Here is a 12,429-nt window from a genome sequence, read left to right as displayed (position 1 = left end):
AGGTTATAAACTTAAATCATAAATAAACGATAGAGTAAAAACTATATAAGAAATAAATGTAGCGAAAATAAGAAAACATATAAACTGAGCATTAGATACATATTGTTCTATTTTTTTTCATTTTAATTAGTATTATTTTTTAATGTGAAGTATCAATTTGAATTTCAACTTTCCAAGATCCAATTACTTTTCCAATTCTATTTATATTTACATCTAAAGTAAGGGGCTGTTTAAAATCGTCTTTTCCTCCAGTAACTATAACAAATATAGCAAGACCTTCAGGTTTATCATTATCACGAATGCCTACATCATTTAATTTTTTACCTGCTGCCATAATTTCAAAAGGAAGACTTGTATGAAATGGCACGTTTTTTAAAATCTTTATTTAATAAATATGATTATAGTTGTTATGGGTGCACTTGGCTTTCATAAGACTTTGCTCTTGGATGATCTTGTAGAGAATAGCATGCTCCTCTGAATACATAAATACATGACATATAAAAAACGTTACTATTCCCATTAAAATAAAAGAATAGTAACGTTTTTTCACTTCAAAAATAGTCTAAATCTTAAGGTTAATAGATGTGGGTTAACACTAAACATCCATTGATTAGTTACTGTAAACAAGTTGCTTTAATGGAAGTTTCACTTTATATGACAACATGAGATTTTCGGTATTTACCAGGTGTTTCGTTGGTGAATTTTTTAAAAATTTTAGTGAAGTAGCTTTGATCACTAAAATTGAGCGAAGCACATATGTCTGATAAGGAATAGGTTGTGAAAGTTAATAATTTCTTTGCTTCTTCAATTCGTTCACATTGAATATACTCACTTAATGAAATACCAACTTCTTTTTTAAATAATAAAGATAAATAATCCGAATTTACGTTTGCAACTTTTGCAAGTTGTTTAACAGATATTTGATTATAAATATTTTTGAAAATGTAGTTTTGGCAAATCGCAATAGTCTTTGAGTGTTGCTGTGTTTTTTGTGCCTTTACACGGTCTGCGAAAGTACAGAAAACGTTTTTTAATAATTCCCAAACGGACTCTGTCTCTTTTGAATTTTCTGTCTTTTGGATGTGTAGGTCATAAATCGTATAAGCAATCCCGGAAGGAAGACCTCCTTTTATCGCATATCTAGTAGCGAGTGTTATGGATGAAATACAAACATTTTTATGACGTCTCAATTGATGAAATGAAGATAAGGATGCAAGAGTCTCTTGTTGGAATACATGAAAATATTTGAGTACTGTTTCTTTATCTCCATTTTCTACTGCATCAAGTAGTTGTTGTTCTAGATACAAATTATGACAGTTAGATTCGTTTTTTTTTTGCATTGAAATATATACATCTTCGTTCAAGAAACCACTATGAGTTTCATGAAGTGAGTCGCTGTTATTTAAAAAGGTACTTACATCTAAATCTAAATCTTTTTTATAGAGAATGTTATAGAACAAGATCGCTATATTTACATAGGAATATTGATCTTTGACCGGCAATGAAAAGTAATAATCACTTAGTTTTTTATAATTTGGAATGAAGTGCAAGCTTCTACCCGTTCTCTTTTTAGAAAAGCTTACATGTGTTGCAGGTCCAATAATAACAGTACCGTTAACCATATAATCATGTTTTATGTGAATTAAAATGAAGTGCTCTAGATGTTGGTGAGTTCTAAAGATAGGGAAATTATATGGATCGTTTTTCTGATAAAGCGCATGTAACTTTTCTTCTTTTGATGTATAAAATGGAGGTGCATCATTATGTGATGTGAAATCTAAAAGAATATTTTTGTTGCAATCTAAAAAACAAACTGGAATTTCAAAAGACTGGAAAAACATATTGCAAATGTACTCTATATCTACTTGACTGAGTGTTTTATTCATATTCTTCCTCCTTACAGTTGCGTGTAATAGTTGAATAATTACATATCCTTTTCTCCGAAAGTAAATAGAAACAGAAAGCCTTTACATAAAAAAATTCTAAAAAAAATTCTAAACTTCTAAGAATAATACCATAATTTAACATGATTAGCACATATTATTTGAATATACAGGTAACGGTTTTTGAGGATAGCGGAACATATGAACCACCACACTTATTTGCTAGTAGTTGCTGGAAATTATTAAAAGATGATTAAGATTGGATTTTAAATAGGGATAAGAGGGGAGAGATTAATAGATTGCCTTCTAAGTGATTAGTGAAAATTATCGATGAAATCTAATATGTAACAATTGTAATGATTTTTGAAGTAGAGATATAAGTGTAATTTAGGGGAGAAAATTACACTTATATCATATGGGGAGACAACATAAAGGTAGAAAATGAGAAGAGTGAATAAGTGATTATAAACAATGGGGTATTGAGACAACTGTGTTTTATGTTATTCGTTCAATGCTGATACTTGGTACACTATTGCTATTTAGATAAAAATAGTAATAAATAGGTTTTTAAAATGATAGAAGTAGTAAAGGGGATAAGAGAAATGAAAAAATTATTTAGTGTGCTTTTAGTCTTTTTCCTAACGTTCTCTACGTGGTCTAGTATATTGGTAAAGGCAGCTTCACCAACCAAAGGTTCTTTAACGATTCATAAGTATGAACAAGAAAAAGATGGAGCACCAGGGGTAGAAGGTGATGGTTCTGCAAATCAAGAGGTACCAAAAGATGCGAAACCATTAAAAAGTGTAACGTTTGAAGTGAAACAGGTTGCGTCGTTCGAAAAAATTTCAAATGATGGGAAGATTGCGAAAGAAGATGCGAAGCCTGTAATGGGGGCAACTCCAACTCAAGTAGTAACAGATGATAACGGACAAGCTGTATTGAAAGATCTTCCGTTAGGACGTTATGAAGTGAAAGAAGTGGCAGGTCCTCCTCATGTTAACCTAAATCCAAATACGTATACAGTGGATATTCCATTAACAAATAAAGAGGGTAAGGTATTAAACTATGATGTTCATATGTATCCGAAAAATGAGATTAAACACGGTGCAGTAGATTTAATAAAAACAGGTGCAAACGATAAAGCGTTAGCAGGTGCAGAATTCTCTTTATTTAAAAAAGATGGCACAGAAGTTAGAAAAAAGTTAGTAACAGATGGTAAGGGTCATATTCGCGTGCAAGGATTAGAGTATGGAGAATACTATTTCCAAGAGACAAAAGCTCCGAAAGGCTATTTGTTAGATTCAACTAAACGCGAATTTTTTATTAAGAACTCTGGAACAATTAACGAAGATGGCACAATTACTTCTGGTGCAATAGTAAAAGTAGAAGTGAAAAACTATGAAGAACCAACTATTGACAAAAAGATTAATGGAAACCTAGGAACGTTACCAATTAATCCATTAACTACTTACAATTATGATATTAAAACATTAATTCCAGAAGACATTAAAGAATACAAAAAATATGTGGTAACAGATACTTTGGACAATCGTTTAGTAATTCAAGGAAAGCCAGTCGTAAAGATTGACGGAACGGAAGTAAATGCAAGCGTTGTAGAAATAGCTGTAGAAGGTCAAAAAGTAACAGCTACGGTAAAAGATTTCACAAAGTTAGATGGTAAAAAAGAATTTCATTTACAAATTAAATCGCAAGTAAAAGAAGGGGTGCCATCTGGTACAGAAATTCTAAATATAGCAAAAATTGATTTTACAAATAAAAATGAAATAATTGAGGAAAAGGAATCTAAACCCGTAGTTGTTGTGCCGACAACTGGGATTATTGAGTTAGCAAAAATTGATGGTGCTGATAAGAAGAAATTAAAAGGTGCAGAGTTTGTACTTAAAGATAAAAATGGAAAAATAGTTGTTGTAGCAGGAAAAGAAGTAACAGGTGTATCAGATGAAAATGGTGTTATTACGTGGACTAACATTCCATACGGAGACTATCAAATTTTTGAAACGAAAGCACCAACATATACAAAAGAAGATGGTACAACAGCTTCTTATCAATTATTAAAGGACCCAATTGATGTAAAGATTAGCGAAAATAATCAATCGGTTAAATTAACGGTAGAAAATAATAAAAGTGGCTGGATCCTTCCAGTGACAGGTGGTATAGGAACGACTCTATTTACTACACTAGGTGTTACGTTAATGGTTACAGCGGCATTTGTATTCTTTAGAAAAAAGTTTGCAAATAATTAAGGTTTTAGGAGCATGTAACCATATGATGTGAAAAGAGGAGAAGCAAAATGCTTTCCTCTTTTCGATATTTCAGTATATATAGAGGTGGGAATATGAAACGAAATCTTGTTTTGGGAGGGATTTTTTTATTAGGATTAGGCATTTTTTTATATCCTACTATTAGTAATTGGTTGGCGACTAGGGTTCATTATTCTGAGATTAGCTCTTACGATAAGAAAATCAAAGCACTAAAAAAGAAAGAAATCGAGCGTAGGGAAAAAGAAGCAGCGGAATATAATAAACAAGTTCAAACAACCAAGAAAACATTTGCAGATCCATTTGCTGAAGAAAAAAATAATCAAGAAGCGTATGCCGATGCGTTAAATTTAGGTGATGCAATGGGGTATATTGAAATATCGAAAATTAATATAAAACTGCCAATCTATAAAGGGACTTCTGAGGAAGTATTAAGTCGCGGGGTAGGTCATTTAGATCATTCTTCACTCCCGGTGGGTGGGAAAAATACACACGCTATTTTAACAGGACATCGTGGTTTACCATCAGCAAAATTATTTACAGATTTAGATAAGTTAAGTGAAGGAGATTTTTTCTATATTCATTCTTTAGACAAAGTTCTTGCCTATAGAGTAGATCAAATAAAAGTAGTGTTACCCCATGAAACGGATGATCTACAAATTGTGGAAAATCAAGATTATACCACATTAATTACATGTACGCCGTATGGAGTAAACACAAATAGATTACTGGTTCGAGGTGAGCGTGTAGCGTTTAACCAGAAAGAAAAACAAGAAATAAGTACAGAGTTATTTATGTTTAATAAGTGGACGATAATTGTTCCAATTCTATTGTTAAGTGTGTTTCTAGGCGTAATTTATAAGGAAAAAATAACTAGATAGAATGTATTTAGTTATCCCGTATTAACGGGCAGCTGGCCCAAAAATTTAGAGAGAAGTAAAGAAGATATGTGGGGGATGAAAAAAATCCCGAATAATAAAGATTTCACTTTATTCGACTGTAGAAAAGAATAGGGTAAAGGTGGGGACAGGGGAATTGAGGTTACGATTACAGCTGGTAAGTATTCATTTTATGGTTTTGTTAATGATATGTGGAAGTTTTGTCGTATATTTACCAAAAGAAGCATATGGATCCACGATAAACTTAGAAGGTTTAGGTGATATATCGCGTTATAATGCAGTTGTATTTGGTGACCATAGGGCTGTAGGTGGCGACATTGAAGGGGCAATCGCAGTTCAAGGTCATATGGATGCATCAGGTTATACGATTGTAGGTGCAGCAGCGGGAACATCTAATATAGTTGGTGAAAAATGGATTGATGAGGGATATCCGTCCTTGTTATTGGCTGGAAAATTTGAAAAATCAAGAGAGGAATCTTTTATCATTCAAAATGGGATAGTCGTAATGACAAAAGAGAGTGATCCAGATCGTATCATACAATCTTTTTATGATTGTATTGTTTATAAAGACAAACAAGAAATTGACGCCAAATTTAATGAATTCCGTAATATGGTGAACCAAGTCAGTAAAAATGCAGTTCAATATAAAACTAATACCCCAATTCCAAATATGAGTTTTGGTATCGGAAAAGATATAAACAATCCTAATATTTATGTTTCATCAGAATTGACAGGAAAAACAAATTTAGATGTAAGAGATGTATTTTTACCCAATGCTAAGGACATAGATTTTATTGTTATGTATTCGGATGCAAAAGAGGTTACATTTAAAAATGGGTCTATTCTATATGACACAAATAATATTGGAAGGGCTACGGATATTATTCCTACTTCTCAACCATACTCTACCGATTCACCATTTACTGAGCTATATGGGAAAGTGATTTGGATTTTTCCTAATGCGAAAAAGATCACAACAGAGGGGTATGGTGTTGTTGGAAGTGTATTTGCTCCAAATGCTGTGTTAGAAACAAAAGGCGGTTCAATTAATGGACAAGCATTTGTCGGTGCAGTGGAACAAACTGGTGGATTTGAATTTCACAATTTCAAATTTAACTGGCAACATTGGAACAAGCATAGTACAGGGAAAATAAAAATTAAAAAAGTAGATAGTAATAATAATGATAAAAAATTAGTAGGAGCTAAGTTTAATATTGAAGATTTAAATGGAAAAGTAATTGGAGAGTTAGTAACAGATGAAAAAGGAGAAGCGATATCTAAAGATTTACCAATAGGTAACTATAACCTAGTGGAAGTAGAGGCGCCTAAAGATTACGAATTATTGAAAGGTAAGATGGCTGTAAAAGTAGAAAAAGATGCGGTAGTAGAAATGAAAATAGGAAATAAGAAGTTGCCAGATCCAATAGGGAAAATCAAGCTGATGAAAGTAGATACGAGCAATAAAAATAAAAAGCTACCAGGAGCAAAGTTTAATATTGAAGATTCAAATGGAAAAGTAGTTGGAGAGTTAGTAACAGATGAAAAAGGAGAGGCAATATCTAAAGATTTACCAATAGGTAACTATATCCTTGTGGAAGTAGAAGCACCTAAAGATTATGAATTATTGAAAGATAAAGTAGCTGTAAAGGTAGAAAAAGATGCAGTAGTAGAAATGAAAATAGGAAATAAGAAGTTGCCAGATCCAATAGGGAAAATCAAGCTGATGAAAGTAGATACGAGCAATAAAAATAAAAAGCTACTAGGAGCAAAGTTTAATATTGAAGATTCAAATGGAAAAGTAGTTGGAGAGTTAGTAACAGATGAAAAAGGAGAGGCAATATCTAAAGATTTACCAATAGGTAACTATACCCTTGTGGAAGTAGAAGCACCTAAAGATTATGAATTATTGAAAGATAAAGTAGCTGTAAAGGTAGAAAAAGATGCAGTAGTAGAAATGAAGATAGGAAATAAGAAATTGTCAGATCCGGGTGGAAAAATTGAAATTGAGAAAGTTGATGACAAGGATATCAATTTAAAACTAAAAGGTGCTGTATTTCAAGTCTTAGATAAAGAAGGTAAAGAAGTTGCTAGATTAACAACAGATGAAAAAGGAAAGGTGATTTCCAAGCAATTAGTACTTGGGAAATATACGATTAAAGAAATAAAAGCACCAAATGGCTATATGTTAATTAGAGATCCAATAGATGTAGAAATTACAGAGACAGTAAGGACACAAAAAATAACAGTGAAAAATACGAAGAATAATTGGGTGATTCCTAATACTGGTGGCAGCGGCACAACAATGTTTTATGTGATTGGTGTTATACTAATGTTTGGTGTGTTATGTTTCTATAAGAAAAATCGTGTATAAATAGTTAAAAAACAGCTGTGTATAATGATGCTGTTTTAGATATTAAGAGTTTCATGATGAGGAAAAGAGGGAGAACAACTTGCTTCCTCCAATTACTACTGATTAAGGTAAGGAACAAGATGATTTAACAGGTGAATTTAACTATATAGTTTCTATTTAAAATAATTTACCACTAAAAATAAAAGAAAAGGTACCCCTGCTGCAAGGTACCTTTTCTAAGGGGTATAACTCATTAGCTAAGCGGCCGTTGGTCAAGTATACCGCCTAAACTATTACATGAGTTATGTTTTTATTATACATTGATCATATCAAAAATATTATCATTAGTGAAATTAACATTCATTATTTTTTAATTTTAAAGCTGCCACCATAATAAGAATTTTCTCCAAGTTTCATAACAGCTACATATGATCCTGGCTTATAAACTGATGTAATAGGTGTTACAAATCTACCATAATTATGCGCAGTACCAGTATCATAAATTGTTTTATATCTTTGCATATTTACTACTTCATTCTCATCTTCACTTAATCGGTATATCTTTACAATACCTGTATCTTTACCACCTGTATAAATTGTAATGTCAAAAGTATCTCCATGCTTCAAATCACCAACAGCTAATTCTTGTAGAAAGTCTGCATTATGGTGGAGTAAAAAATAGTTTTGCCATTGCCAGTTATCAAAAACCGGTGATGCTTTCTGTATAAATTGAGATTCAGCAGAAGCAGGTGTACTGCCTCCTACAGTATAGGAAAATACACTTCCTCCAATAGTTAATGCTCCAATAATAGCTACTTTTCCTAAAAGTTTCATTTTTAAGCCTCCTAGTTTATTAAGAACTTTAAAATCTTACTCATGAAAAACAGCTGTCTAATCATCATATGGGAATATTTTCTATTTGAATTTTAACATATACAGATTTTCCTGACAATCAATCGATAAAAAAGAATTTTTAACTCAAATACCTTTTGTTCCAGAAGCAGTAAAAGAAATGAAAGCCATCGCAATATTTCTTTCTCCAAACTTTGCTAAAGACTTGTCCAACTTATCAGGAAATTTTTGTATTAGAGAATATGATTCTTTAGAGGAACTAGTACCGGATGAGATGTCACTTAAGTTTCCGAATCTAAAACCTTTTCCCTTAATACCTAGATTAGTAACTGATGAGTTTCCACAATGGGATACGGAAGATTTTCCAAACAACATGCAAGATGGAATTTTAGAACTTGAAAACACAATTGATATTGACTACTACGAGGATATTTTTGAAGAAAATCATTACATACATAAATTAGGTGGCTATGCTAGTTTTGCCAAATCAGGCATTCAATGGCCCGCGGGTTATGAATTTATTTTTCAAATAACAGACGATCCAAAAGCACATTTAAAGATTATTCATGGTGGCGGAATTTATTTTGCTAAAAATAGTAAAACAAATGATTGGATCGCACATTGTGATTTCTTATAGGGGTCCCGCAAACATAACGAGATTATCTTAACTAGTCATTACGTATGACTTTACAGTATTCATTGTAAGGTCATACGTTTTTTTTATCGAGACGCCCTTTGAACACATTTGGAATTGGAACCTAACTATTGCTATCATATTGCCAATTTAATTAGAAATTTTAAAATGCCAGGTGCTGTCATACCTGATTTTGAAAATAGAATGGTTGTGATTGCAAAAGAAGGGAATTATGGACCATTACATCAAGTACTTGATGTAGTGGTTGATTATTGGGGGTTAAAAGACTTACGACCAATTGCACCTTTAGCTGAAAAAGCAAGAATTGAGATTATGGAGTACCACACAAGATTGAAAAAAATACGGGAGCGATTTGGTCGTTTTCAAGGGAAAACTAATCCATGTTAATGAGTAGAGATTTCAGAATATAAGCAGGGAAATTCCCCTTCCCTTTATGGGGAATTTGACACACTCCCTATTGTTTTTGGGGTGTTTTTTACTAAATTTAATTTTTGCTAAAAAAGTAGTTGACTGCAAAAATGATTTTATGATATTATAAAATATTTGATAAAAAACAACATGTGTGTTAAGGTTAAGAAGGTTACCATATATGGAGGTGGATTATATGTTTCAAATTGGCGATAACATTGTTTATCCAATGCACGGAGCAGGTATAATTGAAGCCATAGAAGAAAAAGAATTCTCAGGAAAAAAACAACAGTATTATGTTATAAAAATGTCAATCAGTAATATGCAAGTCATGATTCCTATGGGGAAAATATTAAGTTCGAGTATACGCCCAGTTACTGATATACTTGCATTAAAAAACATTATACACATTTTTCAGCATGGAGAATCAGATAGATTATTACCGTGGAAACAAAGGTATAAAGTGAACACGGACAAAATAAAAACGGGTGAAATACAAGAAGGTGCCGAAGTTGTACGTGATTTAATGCGTATGAAGAAAGAAAAAGCACTGAATACAAGCGAAAAAAAATGTTGGATAACGCACATGGATTTTTGATTAGTGAACTAGGATTAATTAAAGGGATCACTGAAAATCAAATAAAAAGTTTCTGTTAAGATTCATTATAGATAATGTATTACATACCCCGAAAATATCCTGAATTTTTCGGGAATATGATTATTATTAAAAGTAAATCATTTCAAAGACATTCAACTTCTTCAACTCACTTTTTGAGTAGGAACCTCTTTTATTATTACTTCAATCTAATCCATTTTTATTTTTAAATTTCTTTTACGAGCGTTCGAAGTTTCATCAAATAACGCGATCAAATAGTCACTTGATTTTTGAAATCCTGATTCACACTGGCACGGACAAGGATTCGTAAAGATGAAAGAGAGGTAGGGCTTTCATTGTTTTAGGTAATATATTATCTAAGTCATTATTTCTAGAAGAAAAAACAATCGATCTCACCGCTATCTCTTTAAGAGTTCCTTACATCTATTGAGACAGTGAATAGGCAATTGTTTATCTCTTCTTTACGTAAAATTGATAAACGAACTGGTAACACCATATGGTCAACTACAAAAAATGGTTTCCAGACCAGGAAACCATTTTAAATTTCATTTACATAACAATAATAAATTAAGCAGCAAGAAGGAGTGCACACATGAAAAAAATGTTAACAAAAGAATTAAGTAATGAATTAAAGAAGCGGGAAGGGGTCATTTCTATTACAGTTGAGCCTTATGAAAAAATCGAAGTTGGTGGAATTCGTGTAGATGGACCAGCTGTTATTCTAATTAATCAAGAATAGTTGAATGCATGAAGAAAAGGATCAGCCTTTAAAAGAAGGGAGGATCCTTTTTGTTTGCTACTTTTATCTGATGTGTTGGAGCTAAAACGGAAGGAGAGGGTCGGGATTATCATGTTGGAAAGCTTAATATTGGTAGGATTTCTTTTTACGTTATATAAATTAGTTGATAAAAAAACAAGCTAATTATTTAAAAAGATATATTCTTTCCCTTTTAAGGGCGAGATTTATTTGATCGTGGAATGGATAATGTAAAGGAGGAATTTAGATGGATGCAAGGAAAGAACGCATAAAATACGAGAAGATGTCAAAGAACTATGAACATATTTATTTAGTTTCGTTACTCCTACTAATTGTACTTGTTTGTAGTAGTGTGGTTATCATAGGAGCTACAGGGGGAACATATGGAGTGTTTTTGTTGTTAGCAATTTTACTTAACGCACGTATTACGAAAGAATCTCAAAAAAAGTATGAACACTATTCTAATAAAGGGCGTATTTAAAATGATACATAGCCTGAAAGGAACAACCTAGATGTACATGCAAAGTATCCCTATATCATTACCTATTAATTAGTAAAAAAGAATCGTATATAAATAATTTTTTAGTAATTTAGGAATAGAAAACGTAACTTAGTGAACTACTCGCCACTTAGCAAAGCTTGAAGTGGGAGCTTCTCAGTTCCACGACGAAAGTACCCTTTCGTCTCCCTGAGCGTTACTTCGGGGCGTTCCACCCCTAGATGTCCAACGCTTGGACGCTCTTTTGGTACGGTTGATATTTTACGCAGGAACCGAATGGCTTGGTTTTCGCACTCTATTTTCTTCCTGCAACCTCATATATCAAGTTATCAAAGAACTTCATATAGCTAGTTTATCAAAAGTTTTTGGCTATGCCAAACCGAAATTCATCTCCCACCTATCGTTGGGCTACGCCCTTCACACGCTTGAGGAAGGAGAATTCTTTCGGGGAATTAGTTAAAATGTTATTTTCGTTCATATAATGAATTATCCTTCTAGCATATTTATAGGATTTATATCATATAGTGAGAGAAAGAAAGAATGTAAGTTAGAAAGGAGTCTTATAGAATGAGTTGTTTGGAGGGAAATGACTTTAGTGAACAAAAATATGGTAAGTGTACCTAATCCCTTAATTTGATTTATAATAGATTGGCGTCATAGACGACCAAATAAAAACACAGGGTTTTATCGCTGTGTTTCTTCAAATTTTCGTTTTTGAATATATGCTTGCGCATGAATAATTTCTTCCTGAAGCTCTTTTAATTCTTTCATAGATTCTGATTCAATAGCCATGTAAGTAGTAACTAAACTGATCATCATATCCATCTTCTCTACTATATTTTGAATGACCTGTTCAGATTGCTCTTTTTTAGGGTGTTGTATGGCTATTAATACATTTTCTATATAATTGTTCTTTCTTTGCTGGATATCATAAATAAACTGTTTTGTGTTTGAGTTCATTTGTTGTTCCTCCGTTTTGGATATACTTCTATTCTATCATATTTGAATAGAAAATATTGGATTCCCCTAAATTCACACCTGTCTCGTACACCTCCTCAAACAAACTTAGCTTGATGGCCATGGGGTACCGCCACATCGCTATCAAGCTAAGATGATACAACGTCAATTATAGTAGAGGTTGTTTCTTTTTTCTAAAGGCTACGTGTAGGGAATTTAAAGATTTGCATACGAAATAACCCCTAACGGTTTTCATTTTTTTGAATTAAGCGGC

8 protein-coding genes and 4 pseudogenes are annotated in these 12,429 nt (G+C 32.4%); 8 read left to right on the top strand and 4 right to left on the bottom strand.

The annotated features are described in order from the left end of the window. Positions 1-122 precede the first annotated feature (122 nt). Positions 123-349: pseudogene (locus tag I6L50_RS30990) on the bottom strand (hypothetical protein); the annotation flags it as partial. 301 nt (positions 350-650) lie between these two features. Next, entirely contained in the window at positions 651-1,886 is a 1,236-nt protein-coding gene (locus tag I6L50_RS30985; RefSeq protein WP_219303996.1) for an AraC family transcriptional regulator, read from the bottom strand. 599 nt (positions 1,887-2,485) lie between these two features. Here I6L50_RS30985 and I6L50_RS30980 point away from each other — a divergent pair. From I6L50_RS30980 to I6L50_RS30970, 3 genes are all read left to right on the top strand, one after another. Then, on the top strand, positions 2,486-4,147 hold the full coding sequence (locus tag I6L50_RS30980; RefSeq protein ID WP_219303995.1) for an LPXTG cell wall anchor domain-containing protein: 1,662 nt from the start codon (positions 2,486-2,488) through the stop codon (positions 4,145-4,147). 92 nt (positions 4,148-4,239) lie between these two features. Further along, complete coding sequence (locus tag I6L50_RS30975) at positions 4,240-5,043, top strand: class C sortase (RefSeq protein WP_219303994.1); 804 nt, start codon at positions 4,240-4,242, stop codon at positions 5,041-5,043. 154 nt (positions 5,044-5,197) lie between these two features. Beyond that, on the top strand, positions 5,198-7,432 hold the full coding sequence (locus I6L50_RS30970; RefSeq protein WP_219303993.1) for an MSCRAMM family protein: 2,235 nt from the start codon (positions 5,198-5,200) through the stop codon (positions 7,430-7,432). Between the two features lie 342 nt (positions 7,433-7,774). Here the strand turns inward: I6L50_RS30970 and I6L50_RS30965 are convergent, their stop codons facing one another. Next, positions 7,775-8,245, bottom strand: a complete 471-nt coding sequence (locus I6L50_RS30965) for a DUF5065 family protein (RefSeq protein WP_002137427.1) — start codon at positions 8,243-8,245, stop codon at positions 7,775-7,777. 139 nt (positions 8,246-8,384) lie between these two features. On the opposite strand from I6L50_RS30965, the pseudogene I6L50_RS30960 reads away from it, so the two are divergent. The 5 genes and pseudogenes from I6L50_RS30960 to I6L50_RS30940 all read left to right on the top strand — a co-directional run. Next, a pseudogene (locus I6L50_RS30960) lies at positions 8,385-8,900 on the top strand (DUF1963 domain-containing protein); the annotation flags it as partial. 81 nt (positions 8,901-8,981) lie between these two features. Next, positions 8,982-9,305 (top strand): annotated as a pseudogene (locus I6L50_RS30955) (acyl-ACP desaturase); the annotation flags it as partial. 217 nt (positions 9,306-9,522) lie between these two features. Further along, positions 9,523-9,983 (top strand): annotated as a pseudogene (locus I6L50_RS30950) (CarD family transcriptional regulator). A 551-nt stretch (positions 9,984-10,534) separates the two neighbouring features. After that, positions 10,535-10,681, top strand: a complete 147-nt coding sequence (locus tag I6L50_RS30945; protein WP_000738549.1) for a BC1881 family protein — start codon at positions 10,535-10,537, stop codon at positions 10,679-10,681. A 265-nt stretch (positions 10,682-10,946) separates the two neighbouring features. After that, positions 10,947-11,180, top strand: a complete 234-nt coding sequence (locus I6L50_RS30940; protein WP_002131164.1) for a hypothetical protein — start codon at positions 10,947-10,949, stop codon at positions 11,178-11,180. A gap of 702 nt (positions 11,181-11,882) precedes the next feature. Here the strand turns inward: I6L50_RS30940 and I6L50_RS30935 are convergent. Continuing rightward, positions 11,883-12,158: a hypothetical protein gene (locus I6L50_RS30935; RefSeq protein WP_001087720.1), complete on the bottom strand. Its 276-nt coding sequence runs from the start codon at positions 12,156-12,158 to the stop codon at positions 11,883-11,885. Positions 12,159-12,429: the final 271 nt, after the last annotated feature.

This window comes from Bacillus sp. FDAARGOS_1420 (assembly GCF_019344915.1).
Taxonomy (GTDB): domain Bacteria; phylum Bacillota; class Bacilli; order Bacillales; family Bacillaceae_G; genus Bacillus_A; species Bacillus_A mycoides.
This window is presented reverse-complemented; position numbering and strand designations above follow the sequence as displayed.